The 20663-nt window shown below is 67.3% G+C and carries 19 protein-coding genes; 9 read left to right on the top strand and 10 right to left on the bottom strand.

Annotated features, from left to right (window positions below):
- The first annotated feature begins 119 nt into the window (after positions 1-119).
- Positions 120-245 (top strand): hypothetical protein, encoded by a 126-nt coding sequence (locus ACEI37_RS01965; RefSeq protein WP_373377077.1) that lies wholly within the window; start codon positions 120-122, stop codon positions 243-245.
- A 19-nt stretch (positions 246-264) separates the two neighbouring features.
- A complete protein-coding gene (locus ACEI37_RS01960) occupies positions 265-1545 on the top strand; it encodes an Nramp family divalent metal transporter (protein WP_373377076.1) in 1281 nt (426 codons plus the stop codon).
- A gap of 32 nt (positions 1546-1577) precedes the next feature.
- Here the strand turns inward: ACEI37_RS01960 and ACEI37_RS01955 are convergent, their stop codons facing one another.
- Both ACEI37_RS01955 and ACEI37_RS01950 read right to left on the bottom strand, forming a co-directional pair.
- On the bottom strand, positions 1578-2477 hold the full coding sequence (locus ACEI37_RS01955; protein WP_373377075.1) for a manganese catalase family protein: 900 nt from the start codon (positions 2475-2477) through the stop codon (positions 1578-1580).
- A gap of 286 nt (positions 2478-2763) precedes the next feature.
- Positions 2764-3318, bottom strand: a complete 555-nt coding sequence (locus tag ACEI37_RS01950; RefSeq protein ID WP_373377074.1) for a hypothetical protein — start codon at positions 3316-3318, stop codon at positions 2764-2766.
- 12 nt (positions 3319-3330) lie between these two features.
- On the opposite strand from ACEI37_RS01950, the gene ACEI37_RS01945 reads away from it, so the two are divergent.
- Together ACEI37_RS01945 and ACEI37_RS01940 are read left to right on the top strand one after the other, a co-directional pair.
- Complete coding sequence (locus ACEI37_RS01945; protein WP_373377699.1) at positions 3331-4611, top strand: SDR family oxidoreductase; 1281 nt, start codon at positions 3331-3333, stop codon at positions 4609-4611.
- Entirely contained in the window at positions 4593-5051 is a 459-nt protein-coding gene (locus ACEI37_RS01940) for a DUF2269 family protein (protein ID WP_373377072.1), read from the top strand. The genes ACEI37_RS01945 and ACEI37_RS01940 overlap by 19 nt, the downstream gene beginning before the upstream one ends.
- A 55-nt stretch (positions 5052-5106) precedes the next feature.
- Here the strand turns inward: ACEI37_RS01940 and ACEI37_RS01935 are convergent, their stop codons facing one another.
- Together ACEI37_RS01935 and ACEI37_RS01930 are read right to left on the bottom strand one after the other, a co-directional pair.
- A complete protein-coding gene (locus tag ACEI37_RS01935; RefSeq protein WP_012356314.1) occupies positions 5107-5412 on the bottom strand; it encodes a hypothetical protein in 306 nt (101 codons plus the stop codon).
- A 116-nt stretch (positions 5413-5528) separates the two neighbouring features.
- On the bottom strand, positions 5529-6470 hold the full coding sequence (locus ACEI37_RS01930; RefSeq protein WP_373377071.1) for a LysR family transcriptional regulator: 942 nt from the start codon (positions 6468-6470) through the stop codon (positions 5529-5531).
- A gap of 306 nt (positions 6471-6776) precedes the next feature.
- Here ACEI37_RS01930 and ACEI37_RS01925 point away from each other — a divergent pair, with 306 nt between their 5' ends.
- The 5 genes from ACEI37_RS01925 (at position 6777) to fdhF (ending at position 14745) form a co-directional block, all read left to right on the top strand.
- On the top strand, positions 6777-7700 hold the full coding sequence (locus ACEI37_RS01925) for a LysR family transcriptional regulator (RefSeq protein WP_373377070.1): 924 nt from the start codon (positions 6777-6779) through the stop codon (positions 7698-7700).
- Between the two features lie 135 nt (positions 7701-7835).
- Complete coding sequence (locus ACEI37_RS01920) at positions 7836-8054, top strand: hypothetical protein (protein ID WP_373377069.1); 219 nt, start codon at positions 7836-7838, stop codon at positions 8052-8054.
- A gap of 628 nt (positions 8055-8682) precedes the next feature.
- On the top strand, positions 8683-10002 hold the full coding sequence (gene oxlT, locus ACEI37_RS01915; RefSeq protein ID WP_373377068.1) for an oxalate/formate MFS antiporter: 1320 nt from the start codon (positions 8683-8685) through the stop codon (positions 10000-10002).
- Positions 10003-10186: 184 nt separating this feature from the next.
- Positions 10187-11896, top strand: coding sequence for an NADH-ubiquinone oxidoreductase-F iron-sulfur binding region domain-containing protein (locus ACEI37_RS01910; protein WP_373377067.1), 1710 nt, complete (start codon positions 10187-10189; stop codon positions 11894-11896).
- A 26-nt stretch (positions 11897-11922) separates the two neighbouring features.
- Positions 11923-14745, top strand: coding sequence for a formate dehydrogenase subunit alpha (gene fdhF / locus ACEI37_RS01905; protein ID WP_373377066.1), 2823 nt, complete (start codon positions 11923-11925; stop codon positions 14743-14745).
- Between the two features lie 50 nt (positions 14746-14795).
- On the opposite strand, the gene ACEI37_RS01900 is transcribed toward fdhF, so the two are convergent.
- From ACEI37_RS01900 to ACEI37_RS01875, 6 genes are all read right to left on the bottom strand, one after another.
- Positions 14796-16895, bottom strand: coding sequence for a TonB-dependent siderophore receptor (locus tag ACEI37_RS01900; protein WP_373377065.1), 2100 nt, complete (start codon positions 16893-16895; stop codon positions 14796-14798).
- Between the two features lie 135 nt (positions 16896-17030).
- Positions 17031-18077: an AI-2E family transporter gene (locus ACEI37_RS01895; protein ID WP_373377064.1), complete on the bottom strand. Its 1047-nt coding sequence runs from the start codon at positions 18075-18077 to the stop codon at positions 17031-17033.
- A gap of 52 nt (positions 18078-18129) precedes the next feature.
- Entirely contained in the window at positions 18130-18348 is a 219-nt protein-coding gene (locus ACEI37_RS01890) for a DUF2188 domain-containing protein (protein ID WP_373377063.1), read from the bottom strand.
- Between the two features lie 172 nt (positions 18349-18520).
- Entirely contained in the window at positions 18521-18814 is a 294-nt protein-coding gene (locus tag ACEI37_RS01885) for a GYD domain-containing protein (protein WP_252678164.1), read from the bottom strand.
- 431 nt (positions 18815-19245) lie between these two features.
- The gene (locus tag ACEI37_RS01880; protein ID WP_373377062.1) at positions 19246-19578 is read right to left on the bottom strand and encodes a DUF2917 domain-containing protein; all 333 of its coding nucleotides are present in this window, start codon (positions 19576-19578) and stop codon (positions 19246-19248) included.
- A 14-nt stretch (positions 19579-19592) separates the two neighbouring features.
- A complete protein-coding gene (locus tag ACEI37_RS01875; protein ID WP_373377061.1) occupies positions 19593-20609 on the bottom strand; it encodes an alpha/beta fold hydrolase in 1017 nt (338 codons plus the stop codon).
- Positions 20610-20663: the final 54 nt, after the last annotated feature.

The raw sequence follows: 20663 nt of genomic DNA, 5'->3' as shown, positions 1-20663 counted from the left end.
ACGCAGCGCACCGCATGCGCCGCAGCGAGCGCGTGACCAGCTTTGCCGCGCGGGAACGATCCTTGCGCTGCGCCAAGTCTGCCGGCACCGCGGTGGTCCGGCCCATCGGGAGAGTGGCGATGGATCGAGACGACTGGTTCTGGCGGCGCTGGCGCTGCCATCCCGTGCGCATGACCGTGGGCCTGTTCATCGTCGCGGCGGGCGCCGCCTCCATGCTGGCGCGGCTGCTGCCGCTCCCGGTGTAGCGCTGCCGGCGGTGCGCTGATGCCCCCGGAACTGGCCGCCGCGCCGCCGGCCCGCGCGTGGCGCGACTTCGCGCGCTTTGCCGGCCCCGGCTACCTGGTCGCGGTCGGCTATATGGATCCCGGCAACTGGGCCACGGATCTTGCCGGCGGCTCGGCCTACGGCTATCGCCTGCTGTGGGTGGTGGCGATGGCCAGCGCCATGGCCATGCTGCTGCAGGTCATGGCCAGCCGCCTCGGCCTGGTCAGCGGGCTGGACCTGGCGCAGGCGTGCCGCCGGCATGCGTCGCCACTGTCGGCGTGGTCGCAATGGGTGCTGTGCGAAGTGGCCATCTGCGCCGCCGACCTGGCCGAAGTGATCGGCACCGCGATTGCGCTGAACCTGCTGTTCGGACTGCCGCTGCCCTGGGGCGTGGCGCTGACGGTGCTCGACGTGCTGCTGGTGCTGGTGCTGCAGCAGCGCGGTTATCGGCGGCTGGAGGTCTTCGTCATCAGCATGGTGGTGCTGGTGCTGGGCTGCTTCCTGCTGATGCTGGCGCTGGCGCAGCCCGCGTGGCCGGATCTGGCGGCCGGCCTGGTGCCGCGCATGGCGGTGCTGGGCGACGCTGGCGCGCTGTATATCGCCACCGGCATCATTGGCGCCACGGTGATGCCGCACAACCTGTACCTGCACTCCGCCGTGGTCAAGACGCGCTTGCCGCATGCGGACCGGCAGGGCACCGAACGCGCGCTGCGCTATATCGCCTTCGATACGATCACTGCACTGGCGGTTGCGTTCGTCATCAACAGTGCGATCCTGGTCACCGCCGCCGGGGTATTCCATGCGGCCGGCCGCACCGATGTCGCGGAGATCCAGGACGCCTATCGCCTGCTCAGTCCGCTCACCGGTGCCACCTGGGCCAGCGTGGTGTTTGGCGTCGCACTGCTGGCGTCGGGGCAGTGCTCGGCCGTGACCGCCACGCTGGCGGGGCAGGTGGTGATGGAAGGCTTTATCCGCACGCGGTTGCCGCCGTGGGCGCGCCGCCTGCTGACGCGCTGCGTGGCGATCGTCCCCGCGCTGGTGGTGGCCCTCCTGTTTGCCGAGCGCGGCATGGCGCAGCTGCTGCTGGTCAGCCAGGTGATCCTGAGCCTGCAGCTGCCGTTCGCGGCGATTCCGCTGCTGCGCTTTACCAGCGACCGCAGGCTGATGGGCCGCTACGCCAATTCGCGCACGGTGTTCCTGCTGGCCACGCTGGCCGTCGGCATCATCGTCGCCATGAACGTGGCCATGGTGGCGATGACGCTGACGGCGTGGCGGCCGTAGTGCCCTCGCAGTGGGCCCCGCCCGCGCTCATGTCAGGCCGGCGGGTTCTCTTGCTGCTGCCCGGCGTCGGCTTCGCCTGACCCCAGTTCCGCACCGGTCAGCGGATCGCTCTGCGGGTCGGAGGCGCCGCGCATCGCAAACGCTTCCAGCGTGCCCTGCTGCTCGGCGGGCAGGTCGACCTGGGCGGTGCCGTCGCCGCCATCCACCGCGGGCGTCGGGCTTTCGACAAAGACGAAGCTGCGGTCCGCATTCCATGGCCCGCGCATCGCCTCGCCCTGCGACATCTTGAAGTAGACGTTGGCGAACTGCGGATCGCCCGGCGTCTTGCCCGGCGGGAAGCTGGGCGTGATCGAGTACAGCGCCTTCTCGAACGACTTCTGGTGCGAGATCTCGCGCGTCATCAGGAAGCCCAGGGCCTCCTGCACGCTGGGGTCGTCGGTCACGTTCATCAGCCGCTCGTAGATGATCTTGGCGCGCGCCTCGGCGGCGATGTTGGAACGCAGGTCGGCGGTGGGCTCGCCGATGGTGTCGACATAGGCGGCCGTCCACGGCACGCCCGCGGAATTGACCAGCGCCGGCCCGCCGCCGAACAGCACCTGCGTCACGTGGCTGTCGTTGCCTGCGCCTTGCAGCGAGCGGTAGAGCTCGGCTTCCTGGTCCAGGCCCTCAGCCAGTTCACCCTTGGCGCCGCGGTTGAGCATGGCGATGATCGAGCCGATCACCTCCAGGTGGCTCAGTTCTTCCGTGGCGATATCGAGCAGCATGTCCTTGCGGCCGGGATCTTCCTCGGCCAGGGCCTGCGTGAAGTAGCGGCATGCCGCGGCCAGCTCCCCTTGTGGGCCGCCGAACTGCTCCAGCAGCAGATTGGCCAGGCCAGGGTCGGGACGCGATACGCGCACGGTGTATTGCAGTCGCTTGTTGTGCATGAACATGGTGGTCTCTCCGGTTGGGGTGAGCGGGGCGCGGCCGCTGCGGTGAGGCAGGCGGTGTGAAGGAACGACGGCCCGGCCGGGCGCTCGCCGCCGCAACGATCATGCCCGGTTGTCACAACCCGAGGGCGCGGTGGCGTGGAGCTTGCACGGCTGGTGCAGGGCGTTGCCGGGCGCAACGCGAAGGCCCGCCCGGACGCGGCGGGAACGGTAAAAGCGGGAGAGCCGTGTGAAAATTACTGGCGCTGCGTGCAGCAGGACGGACCAGGACCGCGGGCGGGGGCCGGACTCAAGCGCGTTTTGCGGCGCGCCGCAGCAGCATCGCACCCAGCGGCAGCGCGAGCCCGAACGCCACGTAGACCAGCGCCAGCATGCCGGGCGACAGCCGGCGCTCGAACCCAGGGGTGAGGCGATGGGGTGTGCACTTCAGGTCGACGAAGCACGCAATGCCGGCAATTGCCAGGCCGCCGAGCACGCGCGTCGGCGTCGTGGGGGATGCGGCAGGGCGCGTGCTGGGGCGGACATCGCCATGTGTGGCGCTGATGGCCATCGCACCTTCGTAGAACGCTGCCCAGAACACCGACATCGCATGATGGATGACATAGCCCAGCACGGTATGCCGTACCGACGGCCGGTTGGTGTGAATGGCCCGATCGCCCCAGATCCAGTGGCTGACGGCGTTGACGGGCGCGAAGACGCTGCCGCAGTCGACGCTGCCGCCGCAGGCGAGCATGCCGGTGGACAACAGGCTGGCGCAAGTGCCCGAGACCGCGGCCCGGCGCAGCACGGTGGCCGCATCCAGCGCGTGCTGGTGCTCGGCGCCAGCGGCTTTATCGGCCGGCATGCCTGTGCCGCGATGCTGGCTGGAGGATTCCATGTGATAGCGGGAGTGCGGCGCGTGCCTGCGCACGATGCACCGGAAGCGCCGCATGGCGGCCATGCCTGCACGGCAAGCGAATTTCGTGCCGTCGATTTCGCGCGGATGACGGCCGCGGCGGACTGGGCGCCCCTGCTGGCCGATGTCGATGCGGTGGTCAACCTGATAGGCATCTTCCGCGAGACCGCGACGCAGCGCTTCGACGTGCTGCACCGCGCCGCGCCACAGGCGCTGTTCGATGCCTGCCAGCGCCAGCGCGTGCGGCTGGTGGTGCAGATGTCGGCGCTGGGTGCCGACGAACGCGCGCTCACCGATTTCCACCGCAGCAAGCGCACGGCCGACCAGCACCTGCTCGGGCTCGGCATCGATGCCGTGGTGCTGCAGCCGTCGCTGGTATTCGGTGCCGACGGCACCAGTGCGCAGCTGTTCTGCGCGCTGGCGACGCTGCCTTGCCTGGCGCTGCCCGGCGGCGGCAGGCAACCCGTGCAGCCGGTCCATGTCGACGACGTGGCGCAGGCCATCGTGGCCTTGCTGGCCGAGTGGGGCGGCGCAGCACCCTGGCGCTCCGGCCGGCTCGCGCTGGTGGGCCCGGCGCCGATGCCGCTGGCCGGCTACCTGCAGGCGTTGCGCCATGGGCTGGGTTTGCGCGGCAAGGCCTGGCTGTTGCCGCTGCCACGCGCGCTGGCCCGGGCGGCGATGCCGCTGGCCGAACGCGCCACCGGCGGCGTGCTGGGGCGCGATGCGCTGACCATGCTGGACCAGGGCAGCGTGGCGGACCCGTCGGGGCTTGAGCGCGTTCTCGGGCGGCCGCCACGGGCGGTGGCTGCGTTCATTCCCCCCGGGCTGCGCGGCGCCTTGCGCGCCCAGGCGCTGCAGCGCTGGATCCATCCGCTGTTGCGCTGGAGCCTGGCCTTTGTGTGGATCGTCACCGCGGCGGTTTCGCTGGGGCTGTATCCGGTGGCTGACAGCTATGCATTGCTGGCGCGCGCGGGCGTGCCGCCGGCGCTGCAGCCGCTGGCGCTGTATGGCGCGGCGCTGCTGGACCTGGTGTTCGGCGTGCTGTGCGTGCTGCCGCGGCGCCCGCGCTGGCTGTGGCTCGCGCAGATCGCGCTGATCCTGGGCTACACGGCCATCATCAGCGTGCGCCTGCCGGAATACTGGCTGCATCCGTATGGCCCGCTCAGCAAGAACGTGCCGATGCTGGCCGTACTGTGGTGGCTGCACCTGAGCGAGGAGCGGGCATGGACTACGTCACGCTGAAATGGCTGCATATCCTGTCGGCCACCTTCCTGTTCGGCACCGGCGTGGGCAGCGCCTTCTACCTGGTCGGCGCGACGCTGACGCGCAACGTCCGCACCGTCGCCGCGACCGCGCGCATGGTGGTGATCGCCGACTGGATCTTCACCGCTTCCACGGCGATCCTGCAGCCGCTGACCGGCTATGCGCTGGTGAAGATGGCGGGGTTCTCGTGGTCGGTGCCGTGGCTGAAGTGGTCGGTGGTGCTTTACGCCATCGCCATTGCCTGCTGGCTGCCGGTGGTCTGGCTGCAGAAGCGCATGCGCGACGTGGCGCTGGACTGCACCGCACCCCAGCTGCCGCGGGCCTACTGGCGCCTGTTCTGGTGGTGGTTCGGGCTGGGTTTTCCGGCGCTGATCTCGTTCCTGGCCATCTTCTACCTGATGGTGGCCAAGGTCAGCTGAACAAAAAACGGCGAGGCCGCTGTCGCGCACCTCGCCGTGAACCGATCGGGCCCGCTCAGTTGAGGTGGCCGACCGCGCGCAGGTACTCGTTCTTTTTCTCGAAGATCAGCCCGCTCAGGAACGCGGCGTCGTAGGCGGCCAGCAGGTGAGGGTGATGTTCCTCGATATAGCGGGCGACCCGTCCCTTTTCGCATTCGATGCCGCACAGCCATTCATACATGGCGGCATCCCAGCGAAAGCGCAGCCCCAGTTCGATGAAGGCCGCGTTATACGCCGCGAGCTGGGTCTCGCGCGGGATCGGCTGGTTGTCGGCACCGACGGTGATGGCGGCGTGGCGGCTTTCCTGCTGGGCTGGGTTCATGCTGGTCTCCTCGGATGCGCGCTGGCAGTTGGGTTGAGACAAGCATAGGGACGTTGAACGATTTACGATAATTAAAGTTTCATCGCGAAATCATAAGTCATCGTTTATGATTCCGCTCAGGCGTCCTGGCGGATCAATCCTTCCACGCCCGTGATGGTCTGGATCAGGTCGGCGCCTTCTTCCATCAGGAACTGCTTGAACGCCAGCGCCACCGGCGGCAGCCGCTTGTTCTTGCGGTGCACCACGTACCAGTTGAGCATCACCGGAAAGCCTTCGATATCGAGCACGGCAAGCTTGCCGGCCTGCAGCTCCAGGCCCACGGTATGGGCTGACAGGAAGGCAATGCCCATATTGGCGATCACGGCCTGCTTGATGGTCTCGGTGCTTTTGATCTCCATGGCGATGCGCAGGTTCGCCAGGCGGCCGGCAAAGCCCTCCTGCATCGAGTTCCAGGTGTCCGAGCCCTTCTCGCGCGAGACAAAGGCCTCGTCGGCCAGTTCGGCCAGCGGGATATTGCGCGCGCCCACCAGCGGATGGCTGGGCGCGGCGACGATCACATAGGGGTGCGGGGCAAAAGCCTCGTTGATGGTGTCCATGCCCTCGGGCGGGCGCACCATCACGGCGAGGTCGGTCAGGTTGCCGGCCAGCTGGTGCAGCAGTTCTTCGCGGTTATGCACGGCCAGGTTCAGCGTCACGCCCTCGTGGCGGTCCATGAATTCCGCCAGCAGCCGTGGAAAGAAATAGTCGCCGGCGCTGATCACCGCGACACTCAGGCGCCCGCCGGAGATGCCCTTGAGCTGCGACATGGCGTCTTCGGCCTCGCGGAACTGCTGGATGATGCTGCGGCTGTAATGCAGCATTTCGTGGCCAGCCGGGGTCAGGTAGATCTTCTTGCCCAGTTGCTCGAACAGCGGCAGCCCCACGTGGTGCTCCAGTTGCCGCACCTGGGTCGATACCGCGGGCTGCGTCAGGTGCAGTTCCTCGGCGGCGCGGGAAAAGCTCATATGGCGGGCAACTGTCTCGAAGACCTTCAGTTGCCGCAGCGTGGCATTCTTCATCCTGCTCCCGTCCTATAAACGATCGGCTATATAAACGATAAAAAACTTTATGCAGTGCTGATCTTAGATTCAAGTAGCATCAATCGTCCGTTCGACATTTCCCGCCAGAATCCGGCACTCCGGCAGCGCAGGAGCCAGCCGCCGGCCATCATCATGGCCGACAACAACGATGGCTGCCCACAGCCACGCAAACCAGGAGACAACCGTGACCGGATTGAACGCAACCGTGCGTGCACCACGGCGCCATGCCGTGCCTGAAGACAGGATTCACCCCGGCCATGCCGGCGCGGGGCAGGGGGGCAGGCCATGAATATCTCGCTCCCGCAACTGAAGGCCTTTGCCGCGGTGGCGCGGCACAAGAGCTTTACCCGCGCCGCTGGCGAACTGGGCCTGACGCAATCCGCGGTCAGCCGCAGCGTGCGCGAGCTGGAAGAAGAGATCGACCAGCGGCTGTTCGACCGCACCACGCGCCAGGTTGAGCTCACCGACGCGGGCCAGCACCTGTCCCAGCGCATCTGCCACCTGGTCGAGGAAGTGGAGCAGACCTTGCGCGACAGCCAGAGCGCCAGCCGGCCATGCCAGGGCCTGGTGCAGATCGCGTCGGACCCGGTGCTGAGTTCGATGTCGCTGCCGACCTGGCTGGCCGGCTGCCGGCAGGCGTGGCCGGCGATCGCCATCCACCTGAGGGACCGTCCGCAGGAATCGGTGCTGCAGAGCGTGCGCAGCGGCGAGGTCGACTTCGGCATCGCCACCGATCCGCGCGCCGGCGACGACCTGTATTGCGAGCCCTTGTGCGTCGACGTCTATCACGCCGTGCTGCCCGCCAAGCACCCGCTGGCCCAGCACGACACCGTAGGATGGGGCGACTTGTGCGATGCCAGCGTACTGACGCTGGACCAACAATGCGGCGTGCAGCCCGTGGTGGAAAAGGCGCTCAGCAGCTATCACGTGCGTGCGGGCTCGCTGCAGCTGCTGGGCCATTTCGCGGCGGTGTTCGGCATGGTGGCGCTGGGGCTGGGCATCGGCGTGGTGCCGTCGCGTGCACAGGCCGGCGGCATGCACCCGGCAGCCGTGATGCGGCCACTGCGGCCACAGGTGACATCGACGGTGATGCTGGTGCGGCGCAAGAGCCGTTCGCTCAAGCCCAATGCCGCCGCGATCTGGGATGCCTTGCGCGGCCAGGAGTACCAGGAGCCGCCTGTTCGCAGGCGCGAAGCGACCACGATGTAAACCAGGAGGGCAGGCAAGGGGCGGTGTTGGATTAGTGCAAAACCTCTACTGATATATTACATACAGGATATTTACACATAGTGCGGCGCAGCATATAATGAAAACTCCTGATCACAACGCTACTGGAGTTTTCAAATGGAAGTCGCTCTTCTCGTCGCCCTTGGCCTGGCCCTGATTGCTGTCGGTGTGGGCGTGACCACGCTGCTGGCCACGCGCCTGCCCATGGATGTGCTGGTCACCGCGCAGGATCACGGCCGCTTTGCCGGCCTGGGCTCGGACCAGCACCGCGACGGCGTGGGCCGCGCCAGCGCGTCGCGCATCGTGCCCGCCGCTGGTGAACTTGCCTATGCCTGAGGCCGCCAGGCGCGCGGCGCGTTAGCGCTGCTGCGCTGAAGGCAAGGGCTGTAGCGGCCGGCATCCCTTGCGTCCATCACCGCGAGCACGGCCGCCATTCCCCGTCACTGCCTTCTCTTTCCCTCTGTTTGCAATAGCGAACGTCCTGGCGCCTCCTAACGCGCTGTCCACCATCGGCACTGTGCGTGCCACGCCCTGCGTAGATTCCCCGACATTCCATATCGTTACGGATACGGCCGGATATCCATGTCTGCATCTAGGGACTTTCCCGAACCGATCGTTTTCCCGGTTTTTCGATGGCGCGATCCCCGGCATGCTTGCGGATGCCGTGCGCTGGCCGATCTATGACCCGGCGCACGGCAACTGCTTGATTTCCAAGGACTCTTGATGCTGCCGGGACAGCCATTGATGGAGCTTGCGCACCAGTCGCAGACGATCCGTGGCGGCCACGGCACCAGGTAACGCGGCTTCATGCTGCACAGCCGCGACGAATACGCTTGACTTACCTGATATATCACATACCGTATAGCACTAGAACGGCTCAGCTGTTCTTCGACCGAGAGTCACGCAGAGGCGTCTGAAGGCGCCCATCTTCCACCTTGGCGGTTCGCCGCTATAAGGAGACATCATGGAATTGCAGCAGAGGGAGTCCACGTCGCGCTTTGCGTCGCCGTGGGTGCAACTGGTATTCGGCGTGATCTGCATGGCGATGATCGCCAACATGCAGTATGGCTGGACCCTGTTCGTCAACCCGATCGACGACAAATACGGCTGGGGCCGTACCGCGATTCAGGTCGCATTCACCATCTTCGTTGTGACAGAAACCTGGCTGGTGCCGATCGAGGGCTACCTGGTCGACAAGTACGGCCCGCGCCCGGTGGTGGTGGGCGGCGGCCTGCTGTGCGCGGTGGCCTGGGCGCTGAACTCGGTGGCATCCTCGCTGCCCATGCTTTACGTCGCGGCGGCCATCGGCGGCCTGGGCGCGGGCGCGGTGTATGGCACCTGCGTGGGCAATGCGCTGAAGTGGTTCCCCAATCGCCGGGGCCTGGCGGCGGGCATCACCGCGGCGGGCTTCGGCGCCGGCTCGGCACTGACCGTGGTGCCGATCGCCAACATGATCAAGACCTCGGGCTATGAAGCGGCCTTCCTGTGGTTCGGCCTGGGCCAGGGGCTGGTGGTGTTCATCCTCGGCATGGCCCTGTACCCGCCGTCGGCCAAGATCCTGAGCGAGGTCAAGAGCACCCTGAAGGCGGCAGCCACCTACAACGCGTCGCCGCGCGAGGTGCTGAAGTCGCCGATCTTCTGGGTCATGTACGCGATGTTCGTGATGATGGCCGCCGGCGGCCTGATGGCCACCGCGCAGCTGGGCCCGATCGCCAAGGATTTCGGCCTGCATGAGGCGCCCATCTCCATCCTCGGCCTGACGCTGCCGGCGCTGACTTTCGCGCTGACCATCGACCGCGTGCTCAATGGCCTGACGCGTCCGTTCTTCGGCTGGATCTCTGACCATATCGGCCGTGAACGCACCATGTTCTTCGCCTTCGCGGTCGAGGCCGTCGGTATCCTGTTGCTGTCGAAGTACGGGCACCATCCGGTCGCCTTCGTGATCCTTACCGGCGTGGTGTTTTTCGCCTGGGGCGAGATCTACAGCCTGTTCCCGGCAACCTGCGGCGACACCTTTGGGCCCAAGTTTGCCGCCACCAATGCCGGCCTGCTGTACACCGCCAAGGGCACGGCGGCATTGCTGGTGCCGTTCTCCAGCGTCATCACCGCCGCCACCGGCAGCTGGCATGCGGTGTTCATGGTGGCCGCGGGCATGGCGGCACTGACCGCGGCGATGGCGCTGTTCGTCCTCAAGCCGATGCGCGAGGCCCATGCCCGCAAGTACGTGCATGCCAACACCGCTGCGCCGATGGGCTACCGTACCGTGCCCGAAGACCTGACCTGATGAAGAAAGCAGTACGGCGCCCACCGGCGCCGGCAGTACCCGGGCGCGTGCGGCTGCGATGCCTGCACAGCTGCCGCGCGCGGTAGAGCACAATACGACAACAACAAGGCACGACAGGAGGGCGGCCCGCCGGGCGCCTTCCTGATCGCGCAGCGCAACCCCACAAACAACATCCAGGCACGCCATGAACCAGGTTGTCATTCCCCTCGAGGCGACGGGTCTCAGCCGGCAGCGCAAGCGCCGCCAGCCCAAGGGCCGGCAAGTCGACGCGGCCGCGCTGGCCGAAGTGCGCGTGGCGCTGGGCGACATGCCCCGCCGGCGCGACCTGCTGATCGAACACCTGCACTGCATCAACGACCGCTACGGCCAGCTCGCCATGCCGCACCTGGTGGCGCTGGCCAGCGAGCTGCGCCTGTCGATGACCGAGGTCTACGAGGTTGCCACCTTCTACCACCACTTCGACGTGGTGCGCGAGGATGCCGACGGCCAGATCGCGCCGCCGCCCGCGCTGACCGTGCGCGTATGCGAGGGCATTGCCTGCGAGCTGGCCGGTGCGCAGGCGCTGATCGACAAGCTGCCGGCGCTGCTTGGCACCGAGGTGCGCGTCATCGCCGCGCCCTGCATCGGCCGCTGCGAGAAGGCGCCGGCCGCGCTGGTCGGGCAGAACCCGGTCGATGCGGCGACGGCCGAGGCCATCGGTGCCGCCGTGCAGGCCAAAGCGGTGCGCCATGCGCCAGAACCCCATATCGACTACGCCGCCTACCGGCGCGACGGCGGCTATGCCTTGCTGAAGGACCTGGCCGGCGGCGGGCTCGACCCGGCCGCGGTGCTGGCCACGATGGAGGATTCCGGCCTGCGCGGCCTGGGCGGCGCGGGCTTCCCGACCGGGCGCAAATGGCGCATCGTGCGTGGCGAGGCCGCGCCGCGGCTGATGGCCATCAATATCGACGAGGGCGAGCCCGGCACCTTCAAGGACCGCGTCTACCTGGAACGTGATCCGCACCGCTTCGTGGAAGGCATGCTGATCGCGGCGCACGTGGTCGATGTGGCGGCGATCTACATCTACCTGCGCGACGAATATGCCGGCTGCCGCGCGCTGCTGGCCGAAGCCTTGCAGCAGCTGCAGCAGGACCCTCCGGTACCGGGCCTGCCGCGTATCGAGCTGCGCCGCGGCGCCGGCGCGTATATCTGCGGCGAAGAATCGGCGATGATCGAATCGATCGAAGGCAAGCGCGGCATGCCGCGTCTGCGTCCGCCCTACGTGGCGCAGGTTGGCCTGTTCGGCCGGCCGACGCTGGAGCACAACTTCGAAACCCTGTACTGGGTGCGCGACATCATCGAGAAGGGCGCCGAGTGGTTTGCCTCGCAAGGCCGCAACGGCCGCAAGGGCCTGCGCTCGTTCTCGGTCTCGGGGCGGGTCAAACGCCCCGGCGTGCACCTGGCGCCGGCCGGGATCACGGTGCGCGAGCTGATCGACGAATACTGCGGCGGCATGCTCGACGGCCATGCGTTCTACGGCTACCTGCCGGGCGGCGCGTCGGGCGGCATCCTGCCGGCGGCGATGGGCAATATCCCGCTCGACTTCGATACGCTGCAGCCCTACGGCTGCTTTATCGGCTCGGCCGCGATCGTGATCCTGTCCGACCACGACAGCGCCACGCAGGCGGCACGCAACCTGATGCACTTCTTCAAGCACGAGTCATGCGGGCAATGCACGCCGTGCCGCACCGGCACGGCCAAGACGCTCGACCTGATCCGCCAACCCAAGTGGGACCTGGCGGCGCTGGATGACCTGTCCGCGGTGATGCGCGATGCCTCGATCTGCGGCCTGGGACAGGCCGCGCCGAACCCCGTCGACTGCGTGATCAAGTACTTCCCGCACGAACTGGCCTGATGCTGGCCCGAGCCTGAGAGACAGACATGAATGCACTGACCCGCGCCGAACGCGCGCTAGTCGAATCCGCCGAGCCAGCCGTCACCTTCACCCTCAACGGCCGTGAAGTCAGCGCGCAGCCCGGCGAAAGCCTGCTGAAGGTGGCGCAGCGCGAAGGCTTCGACGTGCCGCACCTGTGCTACAAGGACGGCCTCGAGCCCGCCGGCAATTGCCGCGCCTGCATGGTCGAGATCCAGGGCGAGCGCGTGCTGGCGCCGTCCTGCTGCCGCTATCCCGCTGCAGGGATGCAGGTGCAGACCGAATCCGAGCGCGCCCGCCGTGCCCAGCGCACGGTGCTGGAACTGCTGCAGTCGGACATGCCGGAAGCGGAATACACGCGCAACAACGAGCTCGACCAATGGGCCGCCCGGCTGGAAGTCGGCAAGCCCCGCTTCGCCCCGCGCGAACGCGTGGCGGCGGACCTGTCGCATCCGGCCATCGCGGTCAACCTGGATGCCTGCATCCAGTGCACCCGCTGCCTGCGCGCCTGCCGCGACGAACAGGTCAACGACGTGATCGGCCTGGCGCTGCGCGGCGACGATGCGCGCATCGTGTTCGACATGGATGACCCGATGGGCGCCTCCACCTGCGTCGCCTGCGGCGAATGCGTGCAGGCGTGCCCGACCGGCGCGCTGATGCCCGCGCGCGATGCCGCGCTGGCGGTGCCGGACAAGCAGGTGGAATCGGTGTGCCCATACTGTGGCGTCGGTTGCCAGCTCACCTACAACGTCAAGGACAACCGCATCCTGTTCGTCGAAGGGCGCGATGGCCCGGCCAACCACCAGCGCCTGTGCGTGAAAGGCCGCTACGGCTTCGACTACGTCCAGCATCCGCAGCGGCTGACGGTGCCGCTGGTGCGCCGCGACGGCGTGCCGAAGCAGGGCGATTTCGTGATGGATCCCGACCACGTCATGGACGTGTTCCGCGAAGCCAGCTGGGAAGAAGCGCTGGCGCTGGCCGGCGGCAAGCTCGCGCAGATCCGCGACACCCATGGCAAGCGCGCGCTTGCCGGGTTTGGTTCGGCCAAGGGCAGCAATGAAGAGGCCTACCTGTTCCAGAAGCTGGTGCGCACCGGCTTCGGCAGCAACAACGTCGACCACTGCACGCGGCTGTGCCATGCCTCCTCGGTGGCGGCGCTGCTGGAAGGGATCGGCTCGGGCGCGGTGTCGAACCCGGTGATGGATGTCGACAAGGCCGAGGTGGTGATCGTGATCGGCGCCAACCCGACCGTGAACCACCCGGTCGCGGCCAGCTGGATCAAGAACGCCGTGAAGAACGGCACCAAACTGATCGTGGCCGATCCGCGCCGCTCCGACCTGGCGCGCTTCGCCTGGCGCTTCCTGCAGTTCAAGCCCGATGCCGACGTGGCGCTGCTCAACGCGATGATGCATGTGATCGTCAACGAGGGCCTGGTCGACCAGGACTTCATCGACAGCCGCACCATCGGCTTTGAAGAACTGCAGCGCAACGTGGCCGCCTACAGCCCCGAGCTGATGGCGCCGATCTGCGGCATCGACGCCGAAACCATCCGCGAGGTCGCGCGGGTCTATGCCACCGCGAAGAGTTCGATGATCCTGTGGGGCATGGGCGTGTCGCAGCACGTGCACGGCACCGACAACGCGCGCTGCCTGATCGCGCTGGCGCTGATGACCGGCCAGATCGGTCGGCCCGGCACCGGGCTGCATCCGCTGCGCGGGCAGAACAACGTGCAGGGCGCTTCCGACGCGGGCCTGATCCCGATGATGTACCCGGACTACCGGCGCGTCGACGATCCGCTGGCGATCGCCAGCTTCGAGGCGCTGTGGGGCATGCCGCTGGACCGCCAGCCCGGCCTGACCGTGGTCGAGGTGATGCAGGCGATCGAGCGCGGCGAAGTGCGAGGCATGTACATCATGGGCGAGAACCCGGCGATGTCCGATCCCGACGCCGAGCATGCGCGCGAAGCGCTGGCCTCGCTCGACCACCTGGTGGTGCAGGACATCTTCCTGACCGAGACCGCGTACCTGGCCGACGTGGTGCTGCCGGCCTCTGCCTTCCCCGAGAAGACCGGCACCTTCACCAACACCGACCGCACCGTGCAGCTCGGCCGGCAGGCGCTGAATCCGCCGGGGCAGGCGCAGCAGGACCTGTGGATCATCCAGCAGATGGCGGCGCAGCTGGGTCTGGACTGGCACTACGACAGCGTCGAGGACGTGTTCAACGAGATGCGGCAGGCGATGCCGAGCATCGGTGGCGTGACCTGGGAGCGGCTGGAGCGCGAGCACGCGGTGACGTATCCGTGCAAGGAAGAGGGCGATCCGGGCGAGCCGGTGATCTTCACCGACAGCTTCCCGACCGCCAGCGGCCGCGGCCGGTTCGTGCCGGCGGACATCATTCCGGCGGCGGAGCGCCCCGATGCGGACTACCCGATGGTGCTGATTACCGGGCGCCAGCTCGAGCACTGGCATACCGGCAGCATGACGCGGCGCGCCGGCGTGCTCGATGCGATCGAGCCGGACCCGGTGGCGCTGGTGCATCCGCTGGATCTCGACGCGCTCGGCGGCACGCCCGGCGGCGTGGTCACGCTGTCGTCGCGGCGCGGCGAGGTCACGCTCTATGCCCGCGCCGATGCAGGCACGCCGCGCGGCGCCGTGTTCGTGCCGTTCTGCTACTACGAGGCGGCGATCAACAAGCTGACCAACGCGGCGCTGGACCCGTTCGGCAAGATTCCCGAGTTCAAGTATTGCGCCATCAGGATGACGGCGGGCGGAGCGGTGCCGGTGCAGTCCAGCTATGGCGGCGGGCAGATCCTGGAGCCCGCTTCGGCTTAGCCGCAAGGATCGGTGGTGTTTCGCATCGCAGGCGGGACACCACCGCAGCCTCAGTAATTCATCGTCACGTTGAGCATGGCGACGCGCGGATTGCCCACCGGCAGCACGTTGTTGTTCAGGCCGCCCGCGTAGTACATCTTGTCGAACACGTTCTTGACGTTGAATGCCGCGCGCCAGTGCGAGGCCACGTAGCCGACGGCAAGATCGGCCACGGCATAGCCCGGCACGGTGTAGTTGAAGCTGTAGCCGCGCTTGGCGCTCTCGCCCCGCACGCCGGCGCCGACATACCAGCCGGCCAGCGCGCCGCGCAGGCGATACTGGCTCCACACCGAGAAGCTGTGCCGCGGCACGCTGTTCAGCGGCTTGCCGACGTTGGCGGCGGTGGTGTCCTCGGTGACTTCGCTGGCGATATAGGCATAGGCCGCCGACATGCTGAGGCCGTTGCCGAGATCCTGCGTCAGTTCCACTTCCAGCCCGCGCGAGCGCTGTTCGCCGACGGCCACGCTGAAGCCCGTATTGACCGGGTCGCTGCTTAGCACGTTGGTGCGCGTCAGGTCGAATGCGGCCAGCGTCAGCAGGCCGGTCTTGCCCGGCATGTCGAACTTGACGCCCACCTCGTACTGGCGGCCCTTCTCGGGCCTGAAGGTGGCGCCGCTGGCATCGGTGCCGGCGTTCGGCAAGAACGACGTGGCGAAGCTCGCGTAAGGCCGCGCCCAGTTGGTCAGGTCGTACATCACGCCCGCGCTGCCGGTGACGGCGTTGCTGTCGTTGGTGAAGCGCGATGATGCCCGCCGGTCGGTGGTGCCGGTCCGCGCGGATTCGTAGCGCACGCCGCCGGTCACAGTCCAGCGCTCGGCCAGGCGGGCCTGGTCGCGCAGATAGAGGCCGAGCGCGTCCAGCGTATCGGTCGCATCCAGGTTATAGGCGGACGGGCAGTTGATGCTGGCGCCATAGACCGGGTTGTAGACGTTCAGCGCGGCGACGCGGCAGGTCTTCTGCAGGCGGTCTTCCCTGGTATGCCGGTAGTCGATGCCGAAGGTCACGCTGTGGGCGTGCCCCGTGAACGCAAACGTCCGCTGCACGTTGGTGTCGACGCCGAACGAATTGCCCGAAAAGTTCTGCTGCGTGCCGCTGCGGTTCATCGACTGGCTGTTGAGCGCCATGGTGCCGGCCGATACCAGCGTGCCGGTCAGCGACGAGGTCTGGTAGCGCAGGTTCTGGTTCAGGGTCCAGCCGGAGTCGAAGCGGTGCGTCAGCGCGTAGCCGATGCGGTTCTGCTCGCCGTCATAGGACGGCGCATTCGGTTCGCCGATAAAGCGGTTGGCCGGCACCACGCCATTGCGGTTCGGCACCAGCGTGCCATTCACGGGCAGGCCCTGCTGGCGCACGTAGTTGCGCTGGTTGTGGCTGGCCAGGATGGTGAAGTCGGTGCGTGCGCCGAGGTCGAGCGTCAGCGACGGCGCGATCCAGCGGTTGCGGTACCAGACAAAATCGGTCGGATCGTCGCTGTTCATCATCAGCCCGTTCAGGCGGAACGCGGCCTTGCTGTCCCTGGCCAGTGGCGTGCCCACGTCGACCGTCATCTGCCGGAAGCCATAGTTGCCGACGGTCAGGCCCAGTTCGCCGAACAGTTCCGCGCGCGGGCGCTTGCTGACCATGTTGACCAGGCCGCCGGGCTGCACTGCGCCGAACAGTATCGAGGCCGGCCCCTTGAGCACTTCCACGCGCTCCACGCCGAACAGCTCCTGCGCCACGCGGTTGTTGGTGTCGACCAGCAGTCCGTCGGCAAAGATCGATTCCGAGGCACGCTGGCCGCGGATGATGAAGTCGTCCCAGCCGCGCCGGCCATAGGTGTTGGTGACCACGCCGGCCGAATTCTGCAGCGCGTCGCTGAGGTTCTGTGCCTGCTGGCTGTCGAGCAGGTCGCGCGTGATCACGGTGATCGATTGCGCGGCGTCGGCCGCGGCTTCGTCCGACTTGGTCACGCCGGCCGCCCGGCGCGTGGCGAAACCGATGTCGGTCTGGCCGTCGGCGGCGGCGCTGACCGTCACGGACGGCAGCGTGGCGGGTTCTTCGGCGGCGTGGGAGACAACGGCAGGCAGCAGCAGCGAACTGGCGGCGGCAGGTATGGCAAGACGGCGGAAAAGCATGACGGCCCGGGGCGAAAGCAAAGGCCGAATAATAAATGAGAATAATTCTTGTTTCTAGGGATTTTATCGGCGCATTACCGGTTGTGTCGTCAACGCAGTGAACACCACGATATCGCGACATGGCGGCATCGCCGTTCACATGGTCTCGTCGCGATCCTCGATCACCGAAATATCCCAGCACGACATAAACAGCGCCGCAATCAGCGGACCTATCACAAAGCCATTGATGCCAAACACCGACATGCCGCCCAATGTCGAGATCAGCACGACCCAGTCCGGCAACTTGGTGTCCTTGCCAACGAGGATCGGGCGAAGCACGTTGTCCACGGCGCCAATCACCAGGGTACCGATGGCAATCAGCGCGATGCCTTTCCAGGCCGGGCCTGCCAGCAAGAAATAAATCGCGGCCGGGCCCCATACCAGCGCGGCGCCAACGGCCGGCAGCAGCGACAGGAACGCCATCAGCGTGCCCCACAGCAGCGCCCCGTTGATGCCCAGCAGCAGGAACATCAGGCCGCCCAGTATCCCCTGCACCGCCGCCACCACCACGTTGCCCTTGACCGTGGCGCGGACCACGGTGGTGAAGCGGCCGACCAGCCGGCGGGTGTGCGCGTCGCTTAGCGGGATGGCCTCGCGGAAGCGATGGGAAATCACCGCGCCGTCCCGCAGCAGGAAAAACACCAGGTACAGCATGACGCCGAGGCCGACGGCGAATTGCAGCGTGTTCTGGCCTATGGCGACGGCCTGGGCCGCCATGAACTGGCTGATACGGGCGGCACCTTCGGTCAGCTTCGCCTGCAACCCGGCTACGTCGGCAAGTCCCATCTCATTCAGCCAGGCCTCGACCGAAGCCGGCAGGGCCTGCACGGCGGTCTGGAAGTATTGCCCGAAGTCCCATTTGCCGGTCCGGATCTGCTGGTAGGCAAAGGCCGCTTCCTGCGCGAGCGTGGCAATCATCAGAAACACCGGGACAATGGCCATCAGCACGCAGACCAGCAGCGTGGTCAGCGCTGCGAGATTTTCCCGGTTGCGGAATCGCACCGTCAGCTTGCGGTGCATGGGATGAAACAGGATGGCCAGTATCGTGCCCCACAGGATCGCGCTGTAGAAGGGCAGCAGTATCCAGATAAACGCAATGGTGACGGCGACCAGAAGGATGTAAAAACCTTTCAAATTGCGCATCGGGTTGTCGCGAGTAGATTGGCCCAGGAACAATGCCGATGGTGCCACGCAATTACCCGTCGGCGTCACCGTTTCCGAATGAGTTGCGCTCCATGATCTGGTGATCCCTGCCATGGATCAGCAGCTCGACCTTTGCACGCCGGGCTTTCTCCGTGCCGGTAGCAATCGCATGAGCCATCGAGGTGAATCGCTGCTGGTTGCCGGAGCGTCCTTCCGCTTCGACGGCCCAGCCGTTATGGGTCGGCACGACATGGATATTCTTGCCTGGCATGGCGCTCTCCGGAAGTTGGCAGTATGAGTGTCAGCGCTGTGCCGCAGCCCAGGTATCGGGTGCCGTCTGACAAGGCCGTCGGATATCCGGAAAGAGCGCGCCAGCCGCAGCGACAACGCCCGCCAGGCGCCATGGCGGGCGTTCTTCATGACAAGGGCAGTGCCAGGGCGGCTCAGCTCATCTTGTCGATGATCTCCTGCATCTCGTCGAGGTTGAAGGCGCGCAGCGTTTGCGTGCGCACGTTGCCCAGCGCTCCGACCGCGAGGCCGAACGCGGTCATGCTGGCGTCATCCTGGGCCTCGACGGTCAGCACGATGTCGTATTTGCCGAGGGTCCAGTAAATGTCTTTCATCTGCACCCCGAAGCGCGCACCCATCTCGCGCACCGCGGCGGCGCGCTTGGTGGTGTCCTTGACGGCGCGGATGCCCTGGTCGGTGAAGCTGGCTAGCACGATATAGCGGGTCATGGCGGGATCTCCGGTAAAGGATCGATCGAACGCCGTCCCGGCTGCGCGCACGCGACCGATCGCAGCAAGCCGGGGCAGTGGTCCAGGGTGTCCCGGCACAGCGCCAAGGCCCCTGAGCAACCCCACACCGACGCATATCGCGCGCCAGCCGGCGTGGCGCGCCGCGCAGCGGCGAATGCCGCGGTGCATGCCACCGCGGCGCGGCCTACTTTGTATCAGTCCTGATACAGCGCTACGCCTCAACCGATAGGCCAGTTCCATGCGCGCGGTAGTGGTGAACTCTGCCTCGTCTGGCGTGCGCCCCTGCACGGTCATCGACGATTGCGAAGGTCGATTCCGCAATTAACCGCCATGCAGCCCCATCCATCCACGCGCGGGCGCGGCAGCTGGCAGGGTTCGTTGGCGGATGGCAGACGGAGCAGCGGCTCGGGTCAGTGCCCGGCGCCGGTATAGCCGTGGCCGCGCGGGCCAAGCCAGCGCCATAGCCGCTGCCGCCATGCATCGCGAGACGGGTCCGGCGCTGCCTTGCAGCGGGTGACATGTAGCGAGGCGGCGGTGATCGCATACAGCTCGACATGGCCGGCGTCGGATAAGGTAAAGCATTCGCTTGCCATCAGCGCCGTGTCCTTGGGATCGCCATCGCGAATCAGCCACAGCTCGCCGGCGGTGCAGCGCACCGCCACCCGTTCGCCGGGCCCGGCGACCAGCCGCAGCGAACTGCGGGCGGGCAGGGTGGCAGTCACATCGTTGCTTACCAGGTACATGATGGTCTCCTGGTTCAGGCCAAGGCCAGGCCGGCGGATACCGGCACCTGGCGCGGCCCGGATGGCGGCCGGATGAATTCGGCGATGCGCTGGATTACCGCGGGATCGCGCAGGATGCGGCGATGGCCGAGGTCGGAGGTGGTCTCCAGCCGTGCGCCGGGCCAGGCGCCGGCGATGGCCGCGCCGTCTTCCCAGCGCACTTCCTTGTCGTCGCGGTCATGGATCACCAGCGTCGGCGGCACCGGGCGGTCGCGGCCCAGGTCCGGCACGTTGAAGGCTGACCACGGCATGCCCAGCCAGCGTTCGCTGTGGCGTTGCATGCGGCCGAGCACCGCCGGCGCCACGCCCAGCTGCCACGCCAGCGCGGCGCATGCCGCGCGCATGTCGGCGGGCGCGCCCAGCAGCACCGCGGCGCGTGCCGGCAGGCCTTCGCGCAGCGCCAGCGCCGCCGCCGCACCGCCGAGGGAATGCGCTACCACGGCATGGATCGGACCGGCATGCCACGCTGCCGCCAGCAACGAGCGCGACATCTCAAGCACCGAAGTCTGCGCGGCGCCGCGCGCGCCGGCATCGGATGCGCCGTGCGACAACGCATCGAAGGCGACGACGCGCATGCCCGCCGCCAGCAGCCCGTCGATCACCGCATGCCACTGTCCTGCATGGCCGCCCCACCCATGGGCGAGCAGCACCACCGGACCGGCGCTGCCCCAGCGGTAGACCCGCACGCGCCGGCTGGGCCCATGGCCGGTCACCAGGGCCCAGTCGGCGCGCGCAGCGTCCAGCGCATGCCGGGCGGCGGACGTGGCGGCAGCGCGCGGCGGGCAGAACCAGATGCGCTCGAGCCGGCGTGCCGTCGCCGCAGGCATCAGCAAGCTGCCGGCTTGCCAGCGCAAGCGCTGCAGGCCCAGCAGGGCACGCCGCACGGTGCCGTCGCGGCTGACTGGAGGCGAGGCATCGGTGGTGCGCAATGCCGCCGCCGCCACGGCGGGAGAAGGGGAAACTGGGGAAGGAGAAGAGACTGCTTGCGTCACGACCTGCACCTCCAATGGATTCTGGATTGCGCGGCGTCATCGGAACCGGGCTGG

Source organism: Cupriavidus nantongensis (assembly GCF_041726985.1).
In the GTDB taxonomy this organism is placed as follows: domain Bacteria; phylum Pseudomonadota; class Gammaproteobacteria; order Burkholderiales; family Burkholderiaceae; genus Cupriavidus; species Cupriavidus nantongensis_A.
This window is presented reverse-complemented; position numbering and strand designations above follow the sequence as displayed.

Coding starts and splice junctions, on each gene's coding strand:
- ACEI37_RS01965 (WP_373377077.1), top strand. CDS start 120: ATGGATCGAGACGACTGGTTCTGGCGGCGCTGGCGCTGCCATCCCGTG.
- ACEI37_RS01960 (WP_373377076.1), top strand. CDS start 265: ATGCCCCCGGAACTGGCCGCCGCGCCGCCGGCCCGCGCGTGGCGCGAC.
- ACEI37_RS01955 (WP_373377075.1), bottom strand. CDS start 2,477: ATGTTCATGCACAACAAGCGACTGCAATACACCGTGCGCGTATCGCGT.
- ACEI37_RS01950 (WP_373377074.1), bottom strand. CDS start 3,318: ATGCCGGCCGATAAAGCCGCTGGCGCCGAGCACCAGCACGCGCTGGAT.
- ACEI37_RS01945 (WP_373377699.1), top strand. CDS start 3,331: ATGCTGGCTGGAGGATTCCATGTGATAGCGGGAGTGCGGCGCGTGCCT.
- ACEI37_RS01940 (WP_373377072.1), top strand. CDS start 4,593: ATGGACTACGTCACGCTGAAATGGCTGCATATCCTGTCGGCCACCTTC.
- ACEI37_RS01935 (WP_012356314.1), bottom strand. CDS start 5,412: ATGAACCCAGCCCAGCAGGAAAGCCGCCACGCCGCCATCACCGTCGGT.
- ACEI37_RS01930 (WP_373377071.1), bottom strand. CDS start 6,470: ATGAAGAATGCCACGCTGCGGCAACTGAAGGTCTTCGAGACAGTTGCC.
- ACEI37_RS01925 (WP_373377070.1), top strand. CDS start 6,777: ATGAATATCTCGCTCCCGCAACTGAAGGCCTTTGCCGCGGTGGCGCGG.
- ACEI37_RS01920 (WP_373377069.1), top strand. CDS start 7,836: ATGGAAGTCGCTCTTCTCGTCGCCCTTGGCCTGGCCCTGATTGCTGTC.
- oxlT (WP_373377068.1), top strand. CDS start 8,683: ATGGAATTGCAGCAGAGGGAGTCCACGTCGCGCTTTGCGTCGCCGTGG.
- ACEI37_RS01910 (WP_373377067.1), top strand. CDS start 10,187: ATGAACCAGGTTGTCATTCCCCTCGAGGCGACGGGTCTCAGCCGGCAG.
- fdhF (WP_373377066.1), top strand. CDS start 11,923: ATGAATGCACTGACCCGCGCCGAACGCGCGCTAGTCGAATCCGCCGAG.
- ACEI37_RS01900 (WP_373377065.1), bottom strand. CDS start 16,895: ATGCTTTTCCGCCGTCTTGCCATACCTGCCGCCGCCAGTTCGCTGCTG.
- ACEI37_RS01895 (WP_373377064.1), bottom strand. CDS start 18,077: ATGCGCAATTTGAAAGGTTTTTACATCCTTCTGGTCGCCGTCACCATT.
- ACEI37_RS01890 (WP_373377063.1), bottom strand. CDS start 18,348: ATGCCAGGCAAGAATATCCATGTCGTGCCGACCCATAACGGCTGGGCC.
- ACEI37_RS01885 (WP_252678164.1), bottom strand. CDS start 18,814: ATGACCCGCTATATCGTGCTAGCCAGCTTCACCGACCAGGGCATCCGC.
- ACEI37_RS01880 (WP_373377062.1), bottom strand. CDS start 19,578: ATGTACCTGGTAAGCAACGATGTGACTGCCACCCTGCCCGCCCGCAGT.